Origin of the sequence: Mycolicibacterium aromaticivorans JS19b1 = JCM 16368 (assembly GCF_000559085.1) — a bacterium.
Lineage (GTDB): Bacteria > Actinomycetota > Actinomycetes > Mycobacteriales > Mycobacteriaceae > Mycobacterium > Mycobacterium aromaticivorans.
On record NZ_JALN02000001.1, the window covers coordinates 4,944,573 to 4,969,340 of the forward strand.

The window sequence follows — 24,768 nt, forward strand, 5'->3', positions numbered from 1 at the left end:
GGCATCACCTATGATCGGCACTTGCGTCACATCCGTGGCGGAAATAAGCCCAGCTGCGAAAAAGGAGTGTCTTGCCGCGTGGGTTCCCAACCCGTCGACTTGTCGCAGGAATCGCTGACCGACGCCGTCAGCGCGGCCCGGCTCGCCTTCGAAGAGGCGGCCGACCTGGACGCGCTGGCTCGCGCCAAGACTGATCACCTTGGCGACCGCGCGCCGCTCGCACTGGCCCGTCAGGCGCTGGCGACACTACCGAAGGCCGACCGCGCCGAGGCGGGCAAGCTGGTGAACGTCGCCCGTGGCGACGCCCAGCGCAGCTACGACGAGCGACTGGCGGTGCTGCGCGCCGAACGTGACGCGGCGGTCTTGGTTGCCGAGGCCATCGACGTGACGCTGCCTTCGACACGGCAGCCCGTCGGGGCGCGGCACCCGATCACCATCCTGGCCGAGCACGTCGCCGACACGTTCATCGCGATGGGCTGGGAGCTGGCCGAAGGCCCCGAGGTCGAGACCGAGCAATTCAACTTCGATGCGCTGAACTTTCCGCCCGACCACCCGGCCCGCAGCGAGTCCGATACGTTCCACATCGCCCCGGAGGGTTCGCGCCAGCTGCTGCGCACCCACACCTCCCCGGTGCAGGTGCGCACGCTGCTCGACCGGGAGCTGCCGGTCTACATCGTGTCGATCGGGCGTACGTTCCGCACCGACGAGCTGGACTCCACCCACACCCCGGTCTTCCATCAGGTGGAGGGGCTCGCGGTGGATCGCGGGCTGACCATGGCCCACCTGCGCGGCACGCTGGACGCGTTCGCACGCTCCGAGTTCGGCGAGGGCGCCCGCACTCGGATGCGGCCGCACTTCTTCCCGTTCACCGAACCATCGGCCGAGGTGGACATCTGGTTCCCGAACAAGAAGGGCGGCCCCGGTTGGGTCGAGTGGGGTGGCTGCGGCATGGTCAATCCGAACGTGTTGCGCGCCGCGGGTATTGATCCGGAGGTCTACTCGGGCTTCGCATTCGGGATGGGCCTCGAGCGCACGCTGCAATTCCGCAACGGCATCCCCGACATGCGCGACATGGTCGAAGGCGACGTGCGGTTCTCGCTGCCGTTCGGGGTCGGAGTCTGATGCGCCTTCCCTACAGCTGGCTGCGTGAAGTCGTGCAGCGCGGCGCACCCGACTGGGATGTCGAACCGCACGACCTCGAACAGGCCCTCATCCGCGTCGGCCACGAGGTTGAGGACATCGTCGCCCTCGGCCCGGTGAGTGGTCCGCTGACCATCGGGCGGGTCACCGCCATCGAAGAACTCACCGAGTTCAAGAAACCCATCCGGGCCTGCAAGGTTGATGTCGGTGAGGACGGGGATCGCGATATCGTCTGCGGTGCGACGAACTTCGCGGTAGATGATCTTGTTGTCGTCGCGCTTCCCGGCACCACGCTTCCGGGTGATTTTCACATCGCCAGCCGCAAGACCTATGGCCGGCTCTCCGACGGCATGATCTGCTCGACGGCCGAATTGGGTTTGGGTTCCGATCATTCCGGCATTCTCGTGCTGCCGCCGGACACCGCTGAGCCTGGTGCGGACGGTATCGGCGTGCTCGGGCTCGACGACGTGATCTTCGACCTGGCGGTGACCCCGGACCGCGGTTACGGCATGTCGGTGCGTGGCATCGCCCGCGAAATCGCCTGTGCCTACGACCTGGATTACGGCGACCCGGCCGATATTCCGCCACTGCCCGCCGAGGGTGTGGCGCTCCCGGTCACTGTCGAGCCGGAGACCGGCGTCAGCCGGTTCGCGTTGCGGCCGGTAACCGGCATCAATCCGAATGCATTGTCGCCGTGGTGGTTACGCCGGAGGCTGATGCTGTGCGGTATCCGGCCCATCTCACCCGCCGTCGACGTGACCAACTACGTGATGCTCGAGCTCGGCCACCCGATGCATGCACACGATCGCAGCCGCATCAACGGCGAATTCGTGGTGCGGTTCGCCAAGCCGGGGGAGACCGTCGTCACGCTCGACGATATCGAACGCAAACTCGACCCGGCCGACGTGCTGATCGTCGACGATGTCGCGACGGCGGCCATTGGCGGCGTGATGGGCGCGGGCACCACCGAGATCGACGACGACTCGACCGACATCCTGCTGGAAGCGGCGGTATGGGATCCGGCCGCGGTGTCACGGACCATCCGTCGTCTGCACCTGGTCAGCGAGGCGGGCCGGCGCTACGAACGCTCCGTCGACCCCGCCATCTCCGTTGCCGCGGTCGATCGCTGCGCCCGGCTGCTCGCCTCGATCGCCGGTGGCACCATCGAACCCACCCTCACCGACTGGCGCGGGGACCCGCCACGCGACAACTGGTCCCCGCCACCGGTGCGGATCCGCTTCGATCTGCCCGATCAGCTCGCCGGGGTGGAATACGACGGTGGCACCACGGTCAGGCGGTTGACCCAGATCGGCGCCGAGGTGACCGAGGACGAGGCCGACCCGGCCATCCTCGTCGTCACGCCGCCCAGTTGGCGCCCGGATCTGGCGCAGCCCGCCGACCTGGTCGAAGAGGTGCTGCGGCTGGAAGGCCTGGACAAGATCCCGTCGGTGTTGCCCACCGCACCCGCCGGCCGCGGCCTGACCGCGGCGCAGAAGCGGCGACGGGCTGTCGGCAAGGCGCTGGGCCTGTCCGGCTTTGTCGAGGTGCTGCCCACTCCGTTCCTGCCCGCCGGCGTCTTCGACGCCTGGGGCCTGCCGGACCGCGACCCGCGCCGGGTCACCACCACGGTGCTCAATCCGCTGGAGGCCGACCGCCCCAGCCTTGCCACCACGCTGCTACCGGCTCTGCTGGAAGCGCTGTCCCGCAACGTGTCCCGAGGCTTCGGCGACGTCGCGCTGTTCTCCATCGCGCAGGTGGTGTACCCCACCGACCAGACCACGGGTGTCGAGTTGATCCCGACGCACCGCAGGCCGAGCGATGAGGAGATCGCGGCACTGGACGCCTCTCTGCCCAGTCAGCCGGTGCACGTCGGTGCCGTGCTGACGGGGCTGCGCGAGCCCCGCGGACCCTGGGGTCCCGGGCGTGCGGTGGAGGCTGCCGACGCTTTCGAGGCGGTGCGGACCATCGCCCGCGCCTGCGGTGTCGACGTGACGCTGCGCGCAGCGCAGTACCTGCCGTGGCATCCCGGCCGCTGCGCCGAGGTTCTCGTCGACGGGCAGGTGGTCGGCCATGCCGGGCAGCTGCATCCGTCGGTCATCGAGCGCTCCGGGTTGCCGAAGGGCACCTGCGCACTGGAACTGGACCTGGATGCCGTCCCGATCGTCCAGACGCTGCCCGCCCCGCGGGTGTCGCCGTTCCCGGCGGTTTTCCAGGACGTCAGCCTCGTCGTCGCCGGTGATGTCTCCGCTGCGGCGGTGGTGGACGCCGTTCGTGACGGCGCCGGTGAGCTGCTGGAAGATGTTGCACTGTTCGACGTCTACACCGGGCCGCAGATCGGCGCGGACCGCAAGTCGCTGACGCTGGCGCTGCGCTTCCGGGCGCCGGACCGGACGCTGACCGAGGACGAGGCCAGCGCCGCCCGCGATGCGGCGGTGGCTGCGGCTGCCGAGCGGGTCGGCGCCGAGCTGCGGGGCTGATCCCTCGCCGCGCCCAAACCGACGTTTGGCCGACGTTGTGCGAGGAGATCGCAGCATTTCGTCGATCTCGACAAGGGGTTCAGAATGAATTTGCATACGGTTGCATAACCATGCAGAATCACGGGATGACTTCGGTGGCGATTGCCGGCGCCAGCGGCTACGCCGGCGGTGAGATCCTGCGCTTGTTGCTCGGACACCCGGCGTACGCCGACGGCCGCCTGACCATCGGCGCGCTGACCGCCGCCGCCAGTGCGGGCACTCAGCTGTCCGAACATCACCCGCACCTGCTGCCGCTGGCCGGCCGGGTACTCGAGCCCACCGAGACCGAGATCCTGGCTGGCCACGACGTGGTGTTCCTGGCCCTTCCGCACGGCCACTCGGCGGCGCTGGCCGAGCAGCTCGGCGATGACACCGTGATCATCGACTGCGGCGCCGACTTCCGGCTCACCGACGCCGGCGACTGGCAGCGGTTCTATGGTTCGGAGCATGCGGGCAGCTGGCCTTACGGGCTGCCCGAACTGCCCGGTGGGCGGGACCGGCTGCGGGACGCCACCCGCGTCGCTGTACCCGGCTGCTATCCGACCGCAGCGCTGCTCGCGTTGCTGCCCGCGGTCGCCGCCGACCTGGTCGAGCCTGCGGTCACCGTGGTGGCGGTCAGCGGCACCTCCGGCGCGGGCCGCGCTGCCAAGGTCGACCTGCTGGGCTCGGAGGTCATCGGGTCGGCGCGCGCGTACAACATCGCCGGAGCGCACCGGCACACCCCGGAAATCGCGCAGGGCCTGCGGGCGGTCACCGATCGCGACGTCACGGTCTCGTTCACTCCGGTGTTGATCCCGACGTCCCGCGGCATTCTGGCCACCTGCACCGCCCGCACCCAGGCGTCGGTGTCCGAGATCCGCACGGCGTACGAAAAGGCCTATGACGCCGAACCGTTCATCCATCTGCTGCCCGAAGGCCAATTGCCCCGCACCGGTGCCGTGATCGGCAGCAATGCCGCCCAGCTGGCGGTCGCTGTCGACGCCGACGCCGGCGTGCTGGTCGCGGTGTGCGCCATCGACAACTTGGTGAAGGGCACCGCCGGTGCGGCGGTGCAGTCGATGAACCTGGCGCTCGGCTGGGGCGAGACCGAAGGACTGTCGATCGTGGGAGTGGCGCCATGACAATCGGAGGGCGGGAGCGGAGCGACCTGGGAACGGGCACCGCGGATCAGGCCAAACTGGTTCGTACCCAGGGGGTTACCGCGCCTGCGGGGTTCCGCGCGACCGGAATCGCGGCCGGTATCAAGAAATCCGGCGCGCTCGACCTGGCGCTGGTGTTGAACGAAGGTCCCGACTGTGCAGCCGCAGGGGTGTTCACCCGAAACCAGGTCAAGGCGGCCCCGGTGTTGTGGAGCCAGCAGGCGCTCACCACCGGCCGGCTGCGCGCGGTGTTGTTGAACTCCGGTGGCGCCAACGCCTGTACCGGTGCGGGAGGCTTCCAGGACACCCACGCCACCGCCGAGGCTGTCGCCGGGGCGCTGTCGCAGTGGGGCACCGAGACCGGCCCGGTGGAGGTCGCAGTCTGTTCGACGGGCCTGATCGGCGATCGGCTACCGATGGACAAGGTGCTGGCCGGTGTCACGGAGATCGTCCACGAACTCGGTGGTGGGCTGACCGGCGGTGATGAGGCCGCGCGGGCCATCATGACCACCGACACCGTCCCGAAACAGGTTGCCCTGCACCATGCCCCGGAAACGGGGGAGAACTGGACCGTCGGCGGCATGGCCAAGGGTGCGGGCATGCTGGCCCCGTCGCTGGCGACGATGCTGGTGGTGCTGACCACCGACGCGGTGGCCGACGCCGCCGCGCTGGACACCGCGTTGCGCCGGGCCACCGCCAAGACCTTCGACCGCCTCGACGTCGACGGCAGCTGCTCGACCAATGACACGGTGCTGCTGCTGGCCTCCGGCGCCAGTGAGATCGCGCCCAGCCAGGACGATCTGGACGCGGCCGTGCTGCGGGTGTGCGACGACCTTTGCGCGCAGCTGCAGGCCGATGCCGAAGGCGTGACCAAGCGCATCGCGATCACCGTCACGGGGGCACCCAGTGACGACGACGCGGTGACCGCAGGCCGGATCATCGCGCGCGACAGCCTGGTCAAGACGGCGCTGTTCGGCTCCGACCCGAACTGGGGACGGGTGCTCGCCGCCGTCGGGATGGTGCCGTTCGAGATCGACGCCCAGCGGATCACCGTGTCGTTCAACGGTTTCCCGGTGTGCATCGACGGGGCCGGCGCCCAGGGGGCCCGCGATGTGGACCTGGCGGGCCCGGACATCGAGGTGACTGTCGATCTCAAGCTCGGCGGCGGGCGCGCGACCATCCGCACCACCGACCTGTCGCACGCGTACGTCGAGGAGAACTCGGCCTACAGCTCATGACCGCGACCGTGAACACCAAGGCGACGGTGCTCGCCGAGGCGCTGCCCTGGCTCAAGCAACTGAACGACAAGATCGTTGTCATCAAGTACGGCGGCAACGCCATGACCGACGACCGGCTCAAGGCCGCATTCGCCGACGACATGGTGTTCCTGCGCAACGCCGGTATCCACCCGGTCGTGGTGCACGGCGGCGGTCCGCAGATCAGCGCCATGCTCAAAAGGCTGGGCATCGAAGGAGAATTCAAAGGCGGATTCCGGGTCACAACCCCCGAGGTGCTCGACATCGCCCGGATGGTGCTGTTCGGTCAGGTCGGGCGCGAGCTGGTGAACCTCATCAACGCCCACGGCCCGTATGCGGTCGGCATCACCGGGGAGGACGCACATTTGCTCACCGCGGTACGACGCGGCGTCACCGTCGATGGTGTTCTCACCGACATCGGCCTGGTGGGCGACATCGATCACGTCAACTCCGCTGCCGTCCTGGATCTCATTGCGGCCGGGCGCATTCCGGTGATCTCGACCATCGCGCCCGACACCGACGGTGTGGTGCACAACATCAACGCCGACACCGCCGCAGCTGCGGTGGCCAAAGCCCTTGGCGCCGAGAAGTTGCTGATGCTCACCGACGTCGAAGGCCTCTACACCCGCTGGCCCGACCGGGATTCGCTGGTCAGCCAGATCGACACCGTCACCCTTGCCGAGATGCTGCCCAACTTGGAGACCGGGATGATCCCGAAGATCGAGGCCTGCCTGCGGGCCGTCGAGGGTGGGGTGCCCAGCGCGCACGTGATCGACGGACGGGTCGAACACTGCGTGCTGGTCGAACTTTTCACCGATGAAGGCACCGGAACGAAGGTGATGAACCCGTGACGCTGACCGAGCGTTGGAAGTCCGTCATGATGGACAACTACGGCACCCCGCCGTTGGCATTGGCCAGCGGCGACGGCGCCGTCGTCACCGACGAGAACGGCAAGACCTACCTCGATCTGCTCGGCGGCATCGCTGTCAACATCCTCGGCCACCGCCACCCGGCGATCATCGACGCGGTCACCACCCAGCTCAACACGCTGGGGCACACCTCGAACCTGTATGCGACCGAGCCGGGTATCGCGCTGGCCGAAGCGCTGGTCGACCAGCTCGGCGCGCCGGCGCGGGCGTTCTTCTGCAACTCCGGCACCGAGGCCAACGAGGTCGCCTTCAAGATCACCCGGCTGACCGGCCGCACGAAACTCGTTGCCGCCCAGAACGCCTTCCACGGCCGCACGATGGGCTCGCTCGCGTTGACCGGCCAGCCCGCCAAGCAGGCGCCGTTCGAACCGCTGCCCGGCTTCGTCACTCACGTGCCCTACGGCGATGTCGATGCGCTCGCAGCAGCTGTCGGCGATGACACCGCGGCGGTCTTCCTGGAGCCCATCATGGGCGAAGGCGGCGTGGTGGTGCCGCCCGAGGGCTATCTGGTCGCCGCACGCGAGATCACCAGCCGCCACGGCGCACTGCTGGTGCTCGACGAGGTGCAGACCGGTGTCGGGCGCACCGGTGCGTTCTTCGCTCACCAGCACGACGGCATCACACCCGACATCGTCACGCTGGCAAAGGGACTCGGCGGCGGGCTGCCGATCGGGGCCTGCCTGGCCATCGGCCCGACCGCCGACCTGTTGACCCCCGGCCTACACGGCAGCACCTTCGGTGGCAACCCGGTGTGCACCGCGGCCGCCCTGGCGGTGCTCACGGTGCTTGCCCACGACGACCTGGTCACCCGCGCCGACGTCCTCGGCAAGACGCTGAGCCACGGCATCGAAGCGCTGGGCCACCCGTTGGTCGACCATGTCCGGGGACGGGGTCTGTTGCGCGGTGTGGTGCTGACCGCGCCGCAGGGCAAGATCGTCGAAACCGCCGCCCGTGACGCCGGTTTCCTGGTCAACGCCGCCGCACCCGACGTGGTGCGACTGGCCCCGCCGCTGATCATCACCGAAGCGCAGATCGACAGTTTCCTGCACGCACTACCCGCGATCCTGGACGAGGCGGCCCGATGAGCACCCTGAGACATTTCCTGCGTGACGACGACCTGAACCAGCAGGAGCAGGGCGAGATCCTGGAACTGGCGGCCGTTCTCAAGAAGGAGCCTATGAGCCGGCGCCCGCTGGAGGGCCCGCGCGGCGTGGCGGTGATCTTCGACAAGAACTCCACTCGCACCCGGTTCTCGTTCGAGGTGGGCATCGCCCAACTCGGCGGGCACGCCGTCGTGGTCGACGGCCGTGCCACCCAGTTGGGTCGAGAAGAGACCCTCGAGGACACCGGTCGGGTGCTGTCCCGCTACGTCGACGCGATCGTCTGGCGAACCTTCGCGCAGCAGCGGCTGAACGCAATGGCCTCCGCGGCAACGGTTCCCGTGGTCAACGCGCTGTCGGACGAGTTCCACCCGTGCCAGGTGCTGGCGGATCTGCAGACCCTGGCCGAGCGCAAGGGCTCGCTGAACGGCCTACGGATGACCTACTTCGGTGACGGCGCCAACAACATGGCGCACTCGCTGATGCTCGGCGGCGTGACCGCGGGCATCCACGTGACAATCGCCGCGCCGGCCGGATTCGAGCCGCACCCGATGTTCGTGGCCGCCGCCGAACACCGTGGCAGGCAGACCGGCGCCACCGTCACACTCACCACCGATGCGGTCGCCGGCGCGAAAGGCGCCGACGTCCTGGTCACCGACACCTGGACGTCGATGGGACAGGAGAACGACGGCCTCGACCGGGTGGTGCCGTTCCGGCCCTTCCAGCTCAACGCCGGCCTTCTCGACCACGCCGACTCCGATGCCGTTGTGCTGCACTGCCTGCCGGCCCACCGGGGACACGAGATCACCGACGAGGTGATCGACGGCCCGCACAGTGCGGTGTGGGACGAGGCCGAGAACCGGCTGCACGCTCAGAAGGCGCTGCTGGTGTGGTTGCTGGAGAACAGGTGACCAGCGAGGTCAGCACCACACGGGCCGGGCGGCAGGCCCGGATCGTGGCGCTGCTGTCCTCCCAGTCGGTCCACAGCCAGAGTGAGCTCGCCGCGCTCTTGGCCGACGAGGGCATCGACGTCACCCAGGCGACGTTGTCGCGTGACCTCGAGGAACTGGGCGCGGTCAAGCTGCGCGGTGCTGACGGCGGCAGCGGCGTCTACGTCGTGCCCGAGGACGGCAGCCCGGTGCGGGGGATATCCGGCGGCACCGAGCGGGTGTCCCGCCTGCTCGGCGATCTGCTGGTGTCCACCGATGCCAGTGGCAACCTGGCCGTGTTGCGCACCCCGCCCGGTGCGGCGCACTACCTGGCCAGTGCGATCGACCGGGCCGCGTTGCCCGACGTCGTCGGCACCGTCGCCGGCGATGACACCATCCTGGTGGTGGCCCGCGAGCCGATGACCGGCGCGCAACTGGCCACCATGTTCGAGACCATTCACTAGAACCCAAAGGCAAAGGAGCACTTCATGTCCGAACGCGTCATCTTGGCGTATTCCGGCGGCCTGGACACCTCGGTGGCCATCAGCTGGATCGGCAAGGAGACCGGCAAGGAGGTGGTGGCCGTCGCCATCGACCTCGGCCAGGGCGGCGAGGACATGGAGGTCGTCCGCCAGCGTGCCCTCGATTGCGGCGCCGTCGAAGCGGTCGTGGTCGACGCCCGCGACGAGTTCGCCGAGCAGTACTGCCTGCCGGCGATCAAGTCCAACGCGCTGTACATGGATCGCTACCCGCTGGTGTCGGCGCTGAGCCGGCCGCTGATCGTCAAGCATCTGGTGACCGCGGCCCGCGAACACCGCGGTGGCATCGTCGCGCACGGTTGCACCGGCAAGGGCAACGACCAGGTTCGCTTCGAGGTCGGATTCGCTTCGCTCGCACCAGATCTCGAGGTGCTGGCCCCGGTCCGCGACTACGCCTGGACCCGGGAGAAGGCAATCGCGTTCGCCGAGGAGAACGCCATCCCGATCAACGTCACCAAGCGCTCGCCGTTTTCCATCGACCAGAACGTGTGGGGACGCGCGGTGGAAACCGGCTTCCTGGAGCATCTCTGGAACGCACCTACCAAGGATGTGTACGACTACACCGAGGACCCGACGCTGAACTGGAGTACCCCCGACGAGGTGATCGTCGGCTTCGAGAAGGGGGTGCCGGTCTCCATCGATGGGCGCGGCGTTTCCGTTCTGCAGGCCATCGAGGAGCTCAACCGGCGGGCCGGTGCCCAGGGGGTCGGTCGCCTCGACGTCGTCGAGGACCGGCTGGTCGGCATCAAGAGCCGCGAGATCTACGAAGCCCCGGGCGCGATGGTGCTGATCACTGCCCACACCGAACTCGAGCACGTCACGCTGGAGCGTGAACTCGGCCGGTTCAAGCGCACCACCGATCGCAAGTGGAGCGAGCTGGTGTACGACGGCCTGTGGTTCTCGCCGCTGAAGCGCTCCCTGGAGGCCTTCGTCGCCGACACCCAACAGCATGTGACAGGCGAGATCCGGATGGTGTTGCACGGCGGGCACATCGCGGTCAACGGCCGGCGCAGCCCCACATCGCTGTACGACTTCAACCTCGCCACCTACGACGAGGGCGACACCTTCGACCAGTCGTCGGCCAAGGGATTCGTCCACGTGCACGGGTTGTCGTCGAAGATCGCCGCCCGCCGGGACTTGGCAGGCAATCAGACGTGAGCACCAACGAGGGCTCGTTGTGGGGCGGCCGCTTCGCCGACGGCCCGGCGCCCGCCCTGGCGGCGCTGAGCAAGTCCACCCACTTCGACTGGGTGTTGGCGCCCTATGACGTGGCCGCCTCCAAGGCGCACGCCAAGGTGCTGCACACCGCGGGGCTGCTGACCGACGAGCAGCGCGACGGGTTGCTCGCCGGTCTGGACAGTCTGGGACAGGACGTCGCCGACGGCAGCTTCACCCCGCTGGTCACCGACGAGGACGTGCACGGGGCGCTGGAGCGCGGCCTCATCGACCGGGTCGGTCCGGATCTCGGTGGCCGGTTGCGGGCGGGACGGTCACGAAATGACCAGGTGGCCACCCTGTTTCGGATGTGGCTGCGCGATGCGATGCGGCGCGTCGCCGACGCTGCCCTCGACGTGGTCGGGGCACTGTCGGTGCAGGCCGCCGCTCACCCGACGGCGATCATGCCAGGCAAGACCCACCTGCAGGCCGCGCAGCCGGTGCTGCTGGCCCACCACCTCCTGGCACACGCCCACCCGCTGCTGCGTGACGTCGACCGCATCGCCGACTTCGACGATCGCACCGCGGTATCACCCTATGGTTCGGGCGCTCTCGCCGGCTCGTCGCTGGGGTTGGATCCCGACGCCATCGCCGAGGAGCTGGGATTCGCTGCCGCAGCCGACAATTCGATCGACGCCACTGCTTCTCGCGACTTCGCCGCCGAGGCTGCCTTCGTGCTGGCGATGATCGGAGTCGACCTGTCCCGGCTGGCCGAGGACATCATCCTCTGGAGCACAACCGAATTCGGATATGCGACGCTGCACGACGCCTGGTCGACGGGCAGCTCCATCATGCCGCAGAAGAAGAACCCGGACATCGCCGAACTCGCCCGCGGCAAGTCGGGCCGGTTGATCGGTAACCTCACCGGCCTGCTGGCGACCCTGAAGGCTCAGCCGCTGGCCTACAACCGGGACCTGCAGGAAGACAAGGAGCCGGTGTTCGACTCGGTGGCTCAACTCGAGCTCGTGCTGCCCGCGATGGCCGGACTGGTCGCGACCCTGCGATTCGACACCGACCGGATGGCCGCACTCGCGCCGGCCGGCTACACCCTTGCCACCGACGTCGCCGAGTGGCTGGTGCGCCGCGGGGTGCCGTTCCGGGTGGCCCACGAAGCGGCAGGTGCCGCGGTGCGGACCGCCGAGGGCCGCGGGGTCGGCCTCGATGAGCTCACCGATGCGGAACTGGCCGAGATCAGCGGCGAGCTGACCCCGGACGTGCGCAGTGTGCTGACCGTCGACGGGTCGGTGTCCTCCCGCGACGCCCGCGGCGGCACCGCGCCGACCCAGGTGGCCGCTCAGCTGGGCGTGGTGCGGGACAGCGTCGAGAAGCTGCGGTTGCGTCTGCGGCGCTGATTCACTCGAGTTGTTCCGAAAGATCCAGCCAGCGCGCCTCGGCCGCGGCGACTTCGTTTTCTAGTGCGCGCAATTCCGTTGTCAAACGGCCGATTTCGACGTGGTCGGACTGATCGTGCGCGGCCAGCTCGGCATGCATCGCGGTGATGCGGCCGTCGAGTTTGGCCAACGACCGCTCGATCGACGTGATCTCTTTCTGCACACTGCGTAATTCGGCGCCCGACAGCGCTGCGGACGACGGTGCGGAGCCGGATCGGGTGGGGGAGCCAGGCGTCGCGGCGGCGGGTTGCGCCTTCGCCAGCCGCAGGTACTCGTCCACGCCGCCCGGAAGGTGGCGTAGCCGCCCGCCGAGGATCGCGTACTGCTGATCGGTGACGCGCTCGAGCAGGTAGCGGTCGTGGGATACGACGATCAGGGTGCCAGGCCAGGAGTCCAGCAGATCCTCGGTGGCCGCCAACATATCGGTGTCGACATCGTTGGTGGGCTCGTCGAGGATCAGCACGTTCGGCTCCGACAAGATCGTGAGCAACAGCTGGAGTCGACGTCGTTGGCCGCCGGACAGTTCCCCGACTCGCGCGGACAGGTGTTCGCGGCGGAAGCCGAGCCGTTCCAGCAGCTGAGCCGGTGTGACGTCCTTGCCGTCGACAGAGAAGTCGGTCTGCAGCTGGGCGAGAACCTCGCGGACCATATCGCCCTCGAACTCGGCGAGAATGCCTGCCTGCTGGTCGAGCATCGCGAGTTTGACGGTCTTGCCGCGCTTGACCCTGCCGCTGTCGGGTGTGACCGTGCCCGCGATCAGGCCCAGCAGCGTCGACTTGCCTGCACCGTTAGCGCCGAGGATCCCGGTGCGCTCGCCGGGCGCGATCCGCCACTCGATGTCGCGCAGCACCTGTCGGCCGTCGTAGGTCACGCCGACGTCGAGGAGGTCGACGACTTCTTTACCCAGCCGGGCGGTCGCCAGTTTGGCGAGTTCGATCGGGTTGCGCAGTGGCGGCACGTCTTCGATCAGCTGGTTGGCGGCCTCGATGCGGAACTTCGGTTTGGACGTCCGCGCGGGCGCACCGCGCCGCAACCAGGCCAGCTCCTTCTTCATCAGGTTCTGGCGCTTGGCTTCCACTGTCGCGGCCTGCCGGTCCCGTTCGACCCGCTGCAGAATGTAGGCGGCGTAGCCGCCGTCGAACGGTTCGATCACACTGCCGTTGGGGCCGGAATGAACCTCCCACGTGGTCAGGGCAACCTCGTCGAGGAACCACCGATCGTGGGTCACGACGAGCAGCCCGCCGCCGGTGCGGGCCCACCGCGTCTTGAGGTGCCCGGCGAGCCAGGTGATGCCCTCGACATCGAGATGGTTGGTGGGCTCGTCGAGTGCGATCACATCCCAGTCGCCCATCAGCAGCCGGGCCAGCTGGACACGGCGGCGCTGACCGCCGGACAGCGTCGACACCAGCGCATCCCACGCGATATCCGCGACCAGGCCACCGACGACATCGCGGACCTTGGGGTCACCGGCCCACTCGTGATCAGCCAGATCGCCGACCAGAACGTGCCCCACGGTGCTGGCACCGTCCAACGTGTCGGATTGGTCGAGTGCGCCCACGCGGATGCCCGTGCGACGGGTCACCCGTCCTGAATTCGGTGTCAGTTGCCCGGTCAGCATGCTCAACAGGCTCGATTTGCCGTCGCCGTTGCGGCCCACGATGCCGATGCGGTCGCCTTCGTTGACTCCGACGGTCACGGAGTCGAAGACCACCTGGGTCGGGAATTGCAGGTGCAGGGCTTCAGCTCCGAGCAGGTGTGCCACTGGCATGAGGCTACTGGGGAGAACCCAAAGCGACGGGACGCGGATCGGCCTTATGCCATGATGTGCTGGCTGTCGGGGCCTCAAGCAGCAGCGACGTGGGACACACACGTTAAACAGGGGAGAACACCCGTGGATCTGAATCTGTCGGCGGTAACCAGGCCTGTGGAGCGCCTGATGGCGACGGCACAGAACGGTTTCGAGGTACTGCGGCTGGGGGGTTTGGAAACGGGGGCGGTGCCCTCACCGTTCCAGATCGTCGAGAGCAAGCCGATGTACAAGCTTCGGCGCTACTTCCCGCCGGACAGCAGGCCCGGCCAGCGGCCCGCGGGTCCGCCGGTGCTCATGGTCCACCCGATGATGATGTCGGCGAACATGTGGGACGTCACCCGGGAGGACGGCGCCGTCGGCATCCTGCACGAGGCGGGCATCGACCCGTGGGTGATCGACTTCGGCTCACCCGACGAGGTCGAGGGTGGCATGGAACGCAACCTCACCGACCACATCGTCGCGCTCAACGAGGCCATTGACACCGTCAGGGACACCACCGGCCAGAGCGTCCATCTCGCCGGCTATTCGCAGGGCGGCATGTTCTGCTACCAGACCGCGGCCTACCGGCGGACGAAGGACATCGCCAGCATCATCGCGTTCGGCTCGCCGGTGGACACGCTGGCCGCGCTGCCGATGGGCATCCCGCCCAACATCGGTGCGGTGGCCGCGGACTTCATGGCCGACCACGTGTTCAATCGCATTGACGTCCCGGGATGGTTGGCCCGCACCGGTTTTCAGATGCTCGACCCCCTCAAGACCGCGAAAGCGCGCCTCGACTTCCTGCTCCAGCTGCACGACCGCGACGCCCTGCTGCCGCGCGAACAGCAGCGGCGCTTCCTGGATTCCGAAGGCTGGATCGCCTGGTCCGGACCCGCGGTCTCCGAGCTGCTCAAGCAGTTCATCTCGCACAACCGGATGATGTCGGGCGGGTTCAACATCAACGGCCAGCTGGTGACGTTGTCCGATATCACCTGCCCGGTGCTGGCTTTCGTCGGCGAGGTCGACGACATCGGTCAGCCCGCCTCGGTGCGAGGCATCAAGCGCGCCGCCCCCGGCGCCGACGTCTATGAGGTGATGATTCGGGCCGGACACTTCGGTCTGGTTGTCGGATCCAAGGCGGCGACGGCGACGTGGCCGACGGTGGCGGACTGGGTGCGCTGGCTCGCCGGGCAGGATTCCCGCCCCGCCGCCATCGCGCCCATGCAGGACAGCGACGCCGAGCCGGACGAGTCCGGGGTGGCCCTGTCCGCGCGACTGATGCACGGCGTTGCCGAGGCGTCGGAGGTCGCCTGGTCGCTGGCGCGCGGTGCGGCCGGGGCGGTGGTGAACACCAGGAAGTCGATGCGCACGCTCGCGGTGGAGACCGCGCGCACGCTGCCGCGACTGACCCGGCTGGGGCAGATCAACGACCACACCAGAATCTCGCTGGGCCGCATCATCGACGAGCAGGCCGACGGCGCCCCCAACGGCGAGTTCCTGTTGTACGACGGGCGGGTGCACACCTACGAGGCGGTGAACCGACGGATCAACAACGTTGTCCGCGGCCTGATCTCGGTTGGCGTGCGTCAGGGCGTACGGGTTGGTGTGCTCATGGACACCCGGCCGTCGGCATTGGTGGCGATCGCTGCGTTGTCCCGCCTAGGTGCAGTCGCGGTGCTGATGCCTCCCGACGCCGACCTCGCCGAAGCGATCCGAATCGGTGGCGTCAGCGAGGTCATCACCGACCCGGGCAACCTCGACGCGGCCCGCCAACTCCCGGTCCAGGTGCTGGTTCTCGGTGGCGGCGAGACCCGCGACCTGAACCTGCCCGGCGACAGCAATGTCGTCGACATGGAGAAGATCGATCCGGACGCCGTTGCTTTGCCGGGCTGGTACCGGGCCAACCCGGGCTTCGCGCGGGATCTGGCGTTCGTCGCGTTCAACACGGTCGGCGGAGCGTTGGTGCCCAAGCAGATCACCAACTACCGCTGGGCGTTGTCCGCGTTCGGCACCGCCTCGGCCGCGGCGCTGGGCCGCGGTGACACCGTGTACTGCCTGACTCCGCTGCATCATCAGTCCGGGTTGCTGGTCAGCCTCGGCGGCGCGGTGGTCGGCGGCACCCGCATCGCGTTGTCGCGCGGGCTGCACCCGGACCGCTTCCTCACCGAGATCCGGCAGTACGGCGTCACCGTCGTCTCCTACACCTGGACGATGCTGCGCAGCGTTGTCGACGACCCGGATTTCCGGTTGCGCGGCAATCATCCGGTACGGCTGTTCATCGGCTCGGGCATGCCGCCGGGACTCTGGCAGCGGACCGTCGACGCCTTCAGCCCGGCCAACGTGGTCGAGTTCTTCGCCACCACCGACGGACAGGCCGTGCTGGCCAACGTGGCCGGCGCCAAGATCGGCAGCAAGGGCCGTCCGCTGCCCGGTGGCGGCCAGGTCGAGTTGGCTGCCTACGACGCCGAGGACGACCTGATCCTCGAAGACGACCGTGGGTTTGTCACAGTCGCCGAGCCCAACGAGGTCGGCGTGCTGCTGGCCCGGCCGTGGGGGCCGATCGATCCGACCGCATCGGTCAAGCGCGGCGTGTTCGCGCCGGGGGACACCTGGATCTCCACCGAGTACGTGTTCCGGCGCGACGCCGACGGCGATTTCTGGCTGCTGGGCAACCGCCCGCTGCTGATCCGCACCGAACGCGGCGTCGTGTTTCCCGAATCGGTCACCGACGCCGTCGGCCGGATCAATGCCGTCGACCTGGCCGCCACCTACAGCGTCGAGGGGGCCGACGGAGTCGTCGCTGTCACCGCGATCACGCTGCGCGACGGCATGGCGGTGACCACTGCGGACCTGACCGACGCATTCGCGTCGATGCCGGTGGGTCTGGCGCCCGACGTGGTGCACGTGGTGCCGGAGATGCCGCTGAGCGCTACGTTCCGGCCGACGGTGTCGGCGTTGCGCGCCGACGGGATACCGAAGGCATCTCGTAACGCCTGGCATTTGGAGCCCGATACGGGGAAGTACAAGCGTTTGACGGCTGCGGCACGCGCTCAGCTTTGCGGTACCGATGACTCGAGCGGTGCCGAGAACTGAGCTTCTGCCCAGGTCGCGCGGCGCTGTTAGGCTCGCCGATAACCGCAGATCGCCACGCGTCGGAGGAATGCATGACAACCCAGACCGCTTCACGTCACTGGCGTCGCGCCGTCCGCGGCACGGCGATCGGTGCCCTGGCCGCTGGGCTGCTGGTCGGCATCGGTACGCAACAGGCGCTGGCTGATCCGAGCACCGCGCCGGCGAATCCGACGGCCCCGGCGACAGCGGATGCCAATGGCGTCCCGCAGTTTCAGAGCGCCGACCAGCTGCTGCAGTTCATCGACCAGAACTACGACCAGGGCGCCGGCGGCGGCCAGCTGTCCAACCTGATCAAGTCGGTGATGAAACTCCGTGCACAGGGCATCAAGCCGTCGAGGACGAATATCGCCGAGATTCAGAACGCGCTGCAGTACCGCCCGAATCAGAAACCGCTTATCGAGGCGCTCCAGAACACGTTGGGTTACCAGCAGAAGATCTTCGCCCAGATGCAGCTCCTGCAGCAGGCGCAACAGCGGCAGCAGAACAATGCCGTGATGGGGGCCGGTCAGATGCCCAGCGACGGCGCACCGACCATCGGCGGCAATCAGGCCCCGGCGGCGGCGCCTCCGGCTGTGAGCCCGTAGCCCACATGCTGGACCAGAAACTGCTGAACATCCTGGTGTGCCCGGCCGACCGCGGGCCGCTGCTGCTGGTGGACGAACTTCTGTACAACCCTCGGCTGCACAAGGCCTACCGCATCGACGACGACATCCCGGTGTTGCTGGTCGACGAGGCCGTCGACGTCAGTCCCGAGGAGCACGAGCGTCTGATGGCGCGCTCGGCGTCCTAACCCGTCAGGTCAATCGGGCGTACCGTTTGGGCCATGGGGGACGCCGTCGTCGTCGAGCAGTTGGATGGCGAACTCGCCAACTGGGATCCTTCCTTCACCCGACAAGTACTTGGCCGGATGTGGCCGTTGTTGCGGTTGTACTTCCGCGCCGAGGTCCGTGGCCTGGGGTTGATGCCGCGGTCGGGCGGTGCGCTGGTGGTGTGCAACCACTCCGGGGGCATGTTGACACCCGATGTGTCGATCTTCGGGCCGGCGTTCTATGCCGAGTTCGGATATGAGCGGCCCCTGTACACGCTGGCGCACTACGGAATCTTCATCGCGCCGTGGGGTCCGCTACTGCCACGTCTGGGTGTTGTGCACGCCAGCCCGAAGGCCGCCAGAGCAGCACTGGACGCCGGGGCCGTCGTGCTGGTCTTCCCGGGCGGTGACTACGACGCCTACCGGCCCACATCACGGCGAAACGCGATCGACTTCGACGGACGCACCGGCTATGCGCGCACCGCGATAGAGACCGGCGTGCCGATCGTGCCGATGGTCTCGATCGGCGCCCAGGAGACCCAGTTCTTCCTCGGTCGTGGCACTCGATTCGCGCATCTTCTGGGGCTCAACAAGATTCGAATGGAGATCCTGCCAGTGACGGTCGGGCTCCCGTTTGGGTTGACCGTCACCGTCCCGCCGAATCTGCCGCTGCCCTCGAAAATCGTCATGGAAGTCCTCGAACCGGTCGATCCCGCGGCGTTCGGGAGGCATCCGGATGTCGACGAGGTCGACACTCATGTGCGACGGGTGATGCAGCGGGCGCTGAACCGGCTGTCGCGCCAACGGCGTTTGCCCATCCTGGGTTGAGGGGTTAGTACAGCGAAGGCAGTTCACCGGTGAGGTAACGCTGCAACGTGGGCGCAATGGTTTCACTGATCTGTCCCGGTGTCAGGGACGCGAACGGCTCCAGCCCGATGATGTAGCGCGCCATCACCACACCCACCAGTTGCGAGGCCACGAATTGGACGCGCAATCGTCCCGTGCCAGGTGGGTTGTCGACTCGGCGCCCGACTTCGGTAGTGATGACCTCTTGGAAGAACGAGCGGACCAGCGTGACGTCGGCACCCGCCAGCAGTGACCGCATCGTCGCGATCAACCCGTTGCCCATCTCCGAATCCCACAGCGGCAGAAGGATCGACGGTAGGACCCGGCCGAGTTCGTCGACCGGGGTGTCGCGCAGCGGAGCCAGTACCGCCATGGGGTCGATCGGGATGTTGATCGCAGCGGCGAACAGCTGCTCCTTGGTGCCGAAGTAGTGGTGCACCAAGGCTGAGTCGACACCGGCGGCCGCGGCGATCGACCGGATCGACGTCTTGTCGATGCCGTTGCGGGCGAACAATTCTCGCGCGTTGGCCAGGATTCGTTCGCGGGTATCGGATGTGCCCGGTGGGCGTCCGGGGCGCTTGGTTTGCCGGGGTCCGGCGGTCACGGGGTGCGCCGCCGCAGGGTGGCCGCGGCCAAGGCCATCGCCGCGGTGGCGAAAGCCAGGACCACGATGATGTCCCGGACCGCGATGGTGGTCAGGTCGGTGTGGGTGTTCACCTGCTGCAAGGCCTCCAGCGCATAGCTGGCGGGCATCGCGTTGCTGATCCATTCCAGCCAGGTCGGCATCTGATTGCGCGGCACGATGATCCCGGCCAGCAGCAGTTGGGGGACGATCACCACCGGCATGAACTGCACGGCCTGAAATTCGGTGCGGGCGAACGCACTTGCCAGCAGGCCCAGGCCGACACCCAGCACCGCGTTGATGACGGCGATGACGAACACCCACACCGGGCTGCCCTTGGTGTCGAAGCCCAACAGCCAGAACGCGACGATGCACGCCAGGATCGCCTGCGCGGCGGCCGCGACCGAGAACGCCGTGCCGTAGGCGGCCAGCAGGTCCAGTCGGCGCAACGGGGTGGTCAGGATCCGTTCCAACGTTCCCGATGATCGCTCGCGCTGCATGGTGATCGAGGTGATCAGGAACATCACGAACAGTGGGAACAGTCCGAGCAGGATCAGGCATGTCGTCTGGAACGGCGAAATCGCGCCGGGAAATTTCGGCACGTCGTCGAACATGAAGTACATCAAGGTGATCACCGCGCTGGGCACCACGAGAATCATTGCGACACTTCGGTGATCGGCCCGTAGTTGGCGCAGAATACGGCCGGTGGTGGCGAGATAGGCGCCCAGATAGGCACGAGGGTTCAGCTTGCTGACGCTGCGGTGCTGTGCTTGATGATGGACAGGAACGCTTCCTCCAGTGATGCGCATCCGGTGTCCTCTCGCAGTCGGGCGGGGGTGGTGGTGGCCAGCAGTCGGCCTTCGCGCATGAGCAGCAGGCCTGCGCAGTGGTCGGCCTCGTCCATCACGTGGCTGGACACCAGCAAAGTGGTGCCCCGGCGGGCCAGTGCGTCGAACTGGGCCCACAAGTCCACGCGCAGCACGGGATCGAGGCCGACCGTCGGTTCGTCGAGCACCAGCAGGTCGGGCGTACAGACCAGCGCGCAGGCCAGCGAGACCCGGGCGCGCTGTCCGCCGGACAGGTTGGCGCAGTACGCGGAGGCGTGATCACGAAGTCCGACGTCGTCGACCGCGCGATCGGCCACCGCGGGGGCAGCGCCGTACAGTGCCGCGAAGTAGCGGACGTTGTCGATGACCCGGAGGTCGTCGTAGATCGTCGGATCCTGGGTGACGTAGCCGACCCGGTGCCGCAGCCCGGGGGAGCCGGCCGGGTGTCCGAGTACGGTCACGGATCCCGACGTGACGATCTGGGTGCCGACGATGCTGCGCATCAGCGTGGTCTTGCCGCAACCTGACGGGCCGAGCAGTCCGGTGATCGAACCGTGGGGGATTGTCACCGAGATGTCGTGCAGGGCGACCCGTTTACCGCGCACGACGCGCAGGTGCTCGACTCGGATGGCGGGTTCGCCACGGCCGGTCAATAATTCATCACCCGATGAACTCATCATGCGATGAATAATGCTCCCCGGCGCAGGGCAGGTCAAGGCCTGGGGCAGAATTTCGTCCGATGGGTGATCAGCTGGATACAGATCCGGTCTCGGCAGCGCGACTGCTGCTCGGCGGGGTGATCAGCTGCCGGGGTGTCAGCGCGCTGATCGTGGAGGTCGAGGCCTACGGCGGCCCGCCGGACGGTCCGTGGCCGGACGCCTCGGCCCACTCATACCGGGGTCCGAGTATCCGCAACAACGTGATGTTCGGCCCGGCCGGTCACCTCTATACGTATCGAAGCCACGGCATCCACGTCTGCGCCAACGTGTCGTGCGGCCCCGACGGCACGGCTGCGGCGGTGCTGGTGCGGGCCGCGGCGATCGAGTCGGGTCGCGATGTGGCGCAGATTCGGCGCGGCCCGGCGGTTCGTCCAGTGGCGCTGGCCCGCGGTCCGGGCAACCTCTGTTCGGCGTTGGGCATCGTGATGGACGACAACGGGGTCGACGTCTTCGATCCCGCGTCGCCGGTGACCGTCCAACTCGGCCACGGGGAGGGCCCGGAGAGCGCCGGCCCGCGGGTCGGGGTCTCGCAGGCGGCCGACCGACCGTGGCGATTGTGGCTCACCGGACGTCCGGAGGTGTCGGCCTACCGTCGCAGTCCCCGCGCCCCAATCCCGGGCGCGAGCGACTGAGCGCATCCCATGCGGGAAGATCAACGCATGAGCACGACGATTCTCGACGAGTTGGGCTGGCGGGAGCTGATTGCGCAGTCGACCGACATCGACGCGCTCGCCGCGGCGGCCGCGCAGCCCCCGATGACGGTGTATTGCGGATTCGATCCGACCGCTCCGAGCCTGCACGCGGGAAATCTGGTGCCGTTGCTCACACTTCGTCGATTCCAGCGGGCCGGACACCGGCCGATCGTGTTGGCTGGCGGCGCCACCGGCATGATCGGTGATCCTCGCGACACCGGCGAGCGGACCATGAACACCACCGACACCGTCGCCCAGTGGGCCGAGCGAATCCGCGGCCAGCTGGAGCGTTTCGTCGACTTCGACGAGTCGCCCAGCGGGGCAATCGTGGAGAACAACCTGAATTGGACCGCGCAGCTGAGCGCCATCGATTTCCTGCGCGACGTGGGCAAGCACTTCTCGGTGAACGTGATGCTCGACCGCGACACGATCCGTCGCCGGCTCGACGGCGACGGCATCTCGTACACCGAATTCAGCTACATGCTGCTGCAGGCCAACGACTACGTGGAACTGCACCGGCGCTACGGCTGCTCGCTGCAGATCGGTGGCTCCGATCAATGGGGCAACATCATCGCCGGGGTGCGGCTGGCCCGCCAGATGCTCGGCGCGAGCGTCCATGCGCTGACGGTGCCGCTGGTCACCGCGGCGGACGGAACCAAGTTCGGCAAGTCCACCGGAGGCGGCAGCCTGTGGCTGGATCCGGAGATGACCAGCCCTTATGCCTGGTACCAGTACTTCGTCAACACCGCCGACGCCGACGTGATCCGGTACCTACGCTGGTTCACCTTCCTGTCGGCCGACGACCTGGCCGAGCTCGCGCAGGCCACGGTCGAACGTCCACACGAGCGCGCCGCACAGCGGCGGCTTGCCCAAGAACTGACCACGTTGGTGCACGGCCAGGCCGCGACTGACGCCGTCGAGCACGCGTCGCAGGCGTTGTTCGGCAGGGGTGAGCTATCCAGACTCGATGAACCGACCCTGTCCGCGGCGTTGCGGGAGACGACAGTGGCCGAGCTCGGTCCGGGCGGCGCGGACGGCATCGTCGATCTGTTGGTGGCCACCGGCCTGTCGGCGAGCAAGGGTGCCGCCAAGCGCACGATCGCCGAGGGGGGAGTGTCGGTCAACAACGAGAAGATCGACAGCGAGGACTGGGTGGCACAACCGTCCCACTTCCTGCACGGGCGCTGGTTGGTGCTGCGCCGCGGGAAGCGGAATATCGCTGGGGTACAGCGGGTTTGAGCCTTCGGGGCGAGCGCGAAACGCCGATCTAGCAGGCGATTTGACTCGCCGTTAGCTCGTCTGTAACTTATTCCAAGTCAGAGCGGCCCGGCCAAGCCGGAGAGCGCGAAGACCTCCCGGGAATCAAACCTGGCAACAGGGTTGTTCCTCTTGTCCGCACGATATCTACGCGGCCTTCGGGTCGCGGAATTACTGCGCGGTCGAGTGGGTACTGGGGTGTGTTGTTTGAGAACTCAATAGTGTGTTTGGTGGTTTTTGTTTGTTGTTGTTTTTTGCCGTGCTCTGATACCCCCGTGTTGGGGTGCGGTTTTTTTGATGCCAGTTTTGGTGTCTTTGTTTGGTTTCAGGCTTGTTCTGATTCGAATTCCACCTGTCTTTGGATGGGTTGTTTTTGTTTGGAGAGTTTGATTCTGGCTCAGGACGAACGCTGGCGGCGTGCTTAACACATGCAAGTCGAACGGAAAGGCCCTTCGGGGTACTCGAGTGGCGAACGGGTGAGTAACACGTGGGTGATCTGCCCTGCACTTTGGGATAAGCCTGGGAAACTGGGTCTAATACCGAATATGATCATGGCCTGCATGGGTTGTGGTGGAAAGCTTTTGCGGTGTGGGATGGGCCCGCGGCCTATCAGCTTGTTGGTGGGGTAATGGCCTACCAAGGCGACGACGGGTAGCCGGCCTGAGAGGGTGTCCGGCCACACTGGGACTGAGATACGGCCCAGACTCCTACGGGAGGCAGCAGTGGGGAATATTGCACAATGGGCGCAAGCCTGATGCAGCGACGCCGCGTGAGGGATGACGGCCTTCGGGTTGTAAACCTCTTTCAGTAGGGACGAAGCGCAAGTGACGGTACCTATAGAAGAAGGACCGGCCAACTACGTGCCAGCAGCCGCGGTAATACGTAGGGTCCGAGCGTTGTCCGGAATTACTGGGCGTAAAGAGCTCGTAGGTGGTTTGTCGCGTTGTTCGTGAAAACTCACAGCTCAACTGTGGGCGTGCGGGCGATACGGGCAGACTTGAGTACTGCAGGGGAGACTGGAATTCCTGGTGTAGCGGTGGAATGCGCAGATATCAGGAGGAACACCGGTGGCGAAGGCGGGTCTCTGGGCAGTAACTGACGCTGAGGAGCGAAAGCGTGGGGAGCGAACAGGATTAGATACCCTGGTAGTCCACGCCGTAAACGGTGGGTACTAGGTGTGGGTTTCCTTCCTTGGGATCCGTGCCGTAGCTAACGCATTAAGTACCCCGCCTGGGGAGTACGGCCGCAAGGCTAAAACTCAAAGAAATTGACGGGGGCCCGCACAAGCGGCGGAGCATGTGGATTAATTCGATGCAACGCGAAGAACCTTACCTGGGTTTGACATGCACAGGACGCCGGCAGAGATGTCGGTTCCCTTGTGGCCTGTGTGCAGGTGGTGCATGGCTGTCGTCAGCTCGTGTCGTGAGATGTTGGGTTAAGTCCCGCAACGAGCGCAACCCTTGTCTCATGTTGCCAGCACGTTATGGTGGGGACTCGTGAGAGACTGCCGGGGTCAACTCGGAGGAAGGTGGGGATGACGTCAAGTCATCATGCCCCTTATGTCCAGGGCTTCACACATGCTACAATGGCCGGTACAAAGGGCTGCGATGCCGTGAGGTGGAGCGAATCCTTTCAAAGCCGGTCTCAGTTCGGATCGGGGTCTGCAACTCGACCCCGTGAAGTCGGAGTCGCTAGTAATCGCAGATCAGCAACGCTGCGGTGAATACGTTCCCGGGCCTTGTACACACCGCCCGTCACGTCATGAAAGTCGGTAACACCCGAAGCCGGTGGCCTAACCCCTTGTGGGAGGGAGCCGTCGAAGGTGGGATCGGCGATTGGGACGAAGTCGTAACAAGGTAGCCGTACCGGAAGGTGCGGCTGGATCACCTCCTTTCTAAGGAGCACCACGAGAATCAGGCCCG

General features: G+C 67.1%; 20 protein-coding genes and 1 rRNA gene. 17 read left to right on the forward strand and 4 right to left on the reverse strand.

Features of this window, described 5'->3' with window-relative positions; all coding sequences use genetic code 11:
• Nucleotides 1-78 precede the first annotated feature (78 nt).
• The 10 genes from pheS (at nucleotide 79) to argH (ending at nucleotide 12,115) form a co-directional block, all read left to right on the forward strand.
• Nucleotides 79-1,122: a phenylalanine--tRNA ligase subunit alpha gene (gene pheS, locus Y900_RS23585; RefSeq protein ID WP_036344789.1), complete on the forward strand. Its 1,044-nt coding sequence runs from the start codon at nucleotides 79-81 to the stop codon at nucleotides 1,120-1,122.
• Entirely contained in the window at nucleotides 1,122-3,617 is a 2,496-nt protein-coding gene (gene pheT, locus Y900_RS23590; protein WP_036344790.1) for a phenylalanine--tRNA ligase subunit beta, read from the forward strand. Before pheS ends, pheT begins: the two co-directional genes overlap by 1 nt.
• Nucleotides 3,618-3,742: 125 nt before the next feature.
• The gene (argC, locus tag Y900_RS23595; RefSeq protein WP_192827542.1) at nucleotides 3,743-4,777 is read left to right on the forward strand and encodes an N-acetyl-gamma-glutamyl-phosphate reductase; all 1,035 of its coding nucleotides are present in this window, start codon (nucleotides 3,743-3,745) and stop codon (nucleotides 4,775-4,777) included.
• Nucleotides 4,774-6,033, forward strand: a complete 1,260-nt coding sequence (gene argJ / locus Y900_RS23600; protein ID WP_051660224.1) for a bifunctional glutamate N-acetyltransferase/amino-acid acetyltransferase ArgJ — start codon at nucleotides 4,774-4,776, stop codon at nucleotides 6,031-6,033. The genes argC and argJ overlap by 4 nt, the downstream gene beginning before the upstream one ends.
• Nucleotides 6,030-6,902, forward strand: coding sequence for an acetylglutamate kinase (gene argB, locus Y900_RS23605; RefSeq protein WP_036344792.1), 873 nt, complete (start codon nucleotides 6,030-6,032; stop codon nucleotides 6,900-6,902). The genes argJ and argB overlap by 4 nt, the downstream gene beginning before the upstream one ends.
• Nucleotides 6,899-8,065, forward strand: coding sequence for an acetylornithine transaminase (locus tag Y900_RS23610; protein WP_036344793.1), 1,167 nt, complete (start codon nucleotides 6,899-6,901; stop codon nucleotides 8,063-8,065). The genes argB and Y900_RS23610 overlap by 4 nt, the downstream gene beginning before the upstream one ends.
• Nucleotides 8,062-8,991: an ornithine carbamoyltransferase gene (argF, locus tag Y900_RS23615; protein ID WP_036344794.1), complete on the forward strand. Its 930-nt coding sequence runs from the start codon at nucleotides 8,062-8,064 to the stop codon at nucleotides 8,989-8,991. The genes Y900_RS23610 and argF overlap by 4 nt, the downstream gene beginning before the upstream one ends.
• Complete coding sequence (locus Y900_RS23620) at nucleotides 8,970-9,473, forward strand: arginine repressor (RefSeq protein ID WP_081845212.1); 504 nt, start codon at nucleotides 8,970-8,972, stop codon at nucleotides 9,471-9,473. Before argF ends, Y900_RS23620 begins: the two co-directional genes overlap by 22 nt.
• A gap of 24 nt (nucleotides 9,474-9,497) precedes the next feature.
• Complete coding sequence (locus tag Y900_RS23625) at nucleotides 9,498-10,706, forward strand: argininosuccinate synthase (RefSeq protein WP_036344796.1); 1,209 nt, start codon at nucleotides 9,498-9,500, stop codon at nucleotides 10,704-10,706.
• On the forward strand, nucleotides 10,703-12,115 hold the full coding sequence (gene argH / locus Y900_RS23630) for an argininosuccinate lyase (protein WP_036344797.1): 1,413 nt from the start codon (nucleotides 10,703-10,705) through the stop codon (nucleotides 12,113-12,115). Before Y900_RS23625 ends, argH begins: the two co-directional genes overlap by 4 nt.
• A 1-nt stretch (nucleotide 12,116) precedes the next feature.
• Here argH and Y900_RS23635 read toward each other — a convergent pair whose 3' ends face one another.
• Entirely contained in the window at nucleotides 12,117-13,916 is a 1,800-nt protein-coding gene (locus Y900_RS23635; RefSeq protein ID WP_036344798.1) for an ABC-F family ATP-binding cassette domain-containing protein, read from the reverse strand.
• A gap of 129 nt (nucleotides 13,917-14,045) precedes the next feature.
• Between Y900_RS23635 and Y900_RS23640 the strand changes: the two genes are divergently transcribed.
• The 4 genes from Y900_RS23640 (at nucleotide 14,046) to Y900_RS23655 (ending at nucleotide 18,711) form a co-directional block, all read left to right on the forward strand.
• Nucleotides 14,046-17,036: an acyl-CoA synthetase gene (locus Y900_RS23640; RefSeq protein ID WP_036344799.1), complete on the forward strand. Its 2,991-nt coding sequence runs from the start codon at nucleotides 14,046-14,048 to the stop codon at nucleotides 17,034-17,036.
• 71 nt (nucleotides 17,037-17,107) lie between these two features.
• Nucleotides 17,108-17,659 carry a hypothetical protein gene (locus Y900_RS23645; RefSeq protein WP_051660225.1) on the forward strand — a complete coding sequence of 184 codons (552 nt, stop codon included), beginning with the start codon at nucleotides 17,108-17,110 and terminating at the stop codon, nucleotides 17,657-17,659.
• Between the two features lie 5 nt (nucleotides 17,660-17,664).
• Complete coding sequence (locus Y900_RS23650) at nucleotides 17,665-17,865, forward strand: Trm112 family protein (RefSeq protein ID WP_036344800.1); 201 nt, start codon at nucleotides 17,665-17,667, stop codon at nucleotides 17,863-17,865.
• Between the two features lie 33 nt (nucleotides 17,866-17,898).
• Nucleotides 17,899-18,711, forward strand: coding sequence for a 1-acyl-sn-glycerol-3-phosphate acyltransferase (locus Y900_RS23655; protein ID WP_036344801.1), 813 nt, complete (start codon nucleotides 17,899-17,901; stop codon nucleotides 18,709-18,711).
• Between the two features lie 4 nt (nucleotides 18,712-18,715).
• On the opposite strand, the gene Y900_RS23660 is transcribed toward Y900_RS23655, so the two are convergent.
• Genes Y900_RS23660 through Y900_RS23670 form a run of 3 tightly spaced genes read right to left on the reverse strand, consistent with a single transcriptional unit; the run spans nucleotide 18,716 to nucleotide 20,858 of the window.
• Complete coding sequence (locus Y900_RS23660; RefSeq protein ID WP_036344802.1) at nucleotides 18,716-19,333, reverse strand: TetR/AcrR family transcriptional regulator; 618 nt, start codon at nucleotides 19,331-19,333, stop codon at nucleotides 18,716-18,718.
• Nucleotides 19,330-20,160 carry an ABC transporter permease gene (locus tag Y900_RS23665; RefSeq protein ID WP_081845213.1) on the reverse strand — a complete coding sequence of 277 codons (831 nt, stop codon included), beginning with the start codon at nucleotides 20,158-20,160 and terminating at the stop codon, nucleotides 19,330-19,332. Before Y900_RS23665 ends, Y900_RS23660 begins: the two co-directional genes overlap by 4 nt.
• The gene (locus Y900_RS23670; RefSeq protein ID WP_036344804.1) at nucleotides 20,094-20,858 is read right to left on the reverse strand and encodes an ABC transporter ATP-binding protein; all 765 of its coding nucleotides are present in this window, start codon (nucleotides 20,856-20,858) and stop codon (nucleotides 20,094-20,096) included. The genes Y900_RS23665 and Y900_RS23670 overlap by 67 nt, the downstream gene beginning before the upstream one ends.
• 59 nt (nucleotides 20,859-20,917) lie before the next feature.
• Here Y900_RS23670 and Y900_RS23675 point away from each other — a divergent pair, with 59 nt between their 5' ends.
• The 3 genes from Y900_RS23675 to Y900_RS23685 all read left to right on the forward strand — a co-directional run bounded on the left by Y900_RS23675 (nucleotide 20,918) and on the right by Y900_RS23685 (nucleotide 24,740).
• On the forward strand, nucleotides 20,918-21,529 hold the full coding sequence (locus Y900_RS23675) for a DNA-3-methyladenine glycosylase (RefSeq protein ID WP_036344805.1): 612 nt from the start codon (nucleotides 20,918-20,920) through the stop codon (nucleotides 21,527-21,529).
• Nucleotides 21,530-21,556: 27 nt separating this feature from the next.
• Nucleotides 21,557-22,828, forward strand: coding sequence for a tyrosine--tRNA ligase (gene tyrS / locus Y900_RS23680; protein WP_109751133.1), 1,272 nt, complete (start codon nucleotides 21,557-21,559; stop codon nucleotides 22,826-22,828).
• A gap of 392 nt (nucleotides 22,829-23,220) precedes the next feature.
• Nucleotides 23,221-24,740 (forward strand): 16S ribosomal RNA (locus Y900_RS23685).
• The last annotated feature ends 28 nt before the right edge of the window (nucleotides 24,741-24,768 follow it).

Bases quoted from the DNA above. Each gene is read 5' to 3' on its own strand.
- Y900_RS23625 (WP_036344796.1), top strand. From the start codon at position 9,498: ATGTCCGAACGCGTCATCTTGGCGTATTCCGGCGGCCTGGACACCTCG.
- Y900_RS23670 (WP_036344804.1), bottom strand. From the start codon at position 20,858: ATGATGAGTTCATCGGGTGATGAATTATTGACCGGCCGTGGCGAACCC.
- Y900_RS23645 (WP_051660225.1), top strand. From the start codon at position 17,108: ATGACAACCCAGACCGCTTCACGTCACTGGCGTCGCGCCGTCCGCGGC.
- argB (WP_036344792.1), top strand. From the start codon at position 6,030: ATGACCGCGACCGTGAACACCAAGGCGACGGTGCTCGCCGAGGCGCTG.
- Y900_RS23675 (WP_036344805.1), top strand. From the start codon at position 20,918: ATGGGTGATCAGCTGGATACAGATCCGGTCTCGGCAGCGCGACTGCTG.
- argF (WP_036344794.1), top strand. From the start codon at position 8,062: ATGAGCACCCTGAGACATTTCCTGCGTGACGACGACCTGAACCAGCAG.
- Y900_RS23665 (WP_081845213.1), bottom strand. From the start codon at position 20,160: ATGCGCATCACTGGAGGAAGCGTTCCTGTCCATCATCAAGCACAGCAC.
- Y900_RS23655 (WP_036344801.1), top strand. From the start codon at position 17,899: ATGGGGGACGCCGTCGTCGTCGAGCAGTTGGATGGCGAACTCGCCAAC.
- argC (WP_192827542.1), top strand. From the start codon at position 3,743: ATGACTTCGGTGGCGATTGCCGGCGCCAGCGGCTACGCCGGCGGTGAG.
- tyrS (WP_109751133.1), top strand. From the start codon at position 21,557: ATGAGCACGACGATTCTCGACGAGTTGGGCTGGCGGGAGCTGATTGCG.
- pheT (WP_036344790.1), top strand. From the start codon at position 1,122: ATGCGCCTTCCCTACAGCTGGCTGCGTGAAGTCGTGCAGCGCGGCGCA.
- Y900_RS23650 (WP_036344800.1), top strand. From the start codon at position 17,665: ATGCTGGACCAGAAACTGCTGAACATCCTGGTGTGCCCGGCCGACCGC.
- argJ (WP_051660224.1), top strand. From the start codon at position 4,774: ATGACAATCGGAGGGCGGGAGCGGAGCGACCTGGGAACGGGCACCGCG.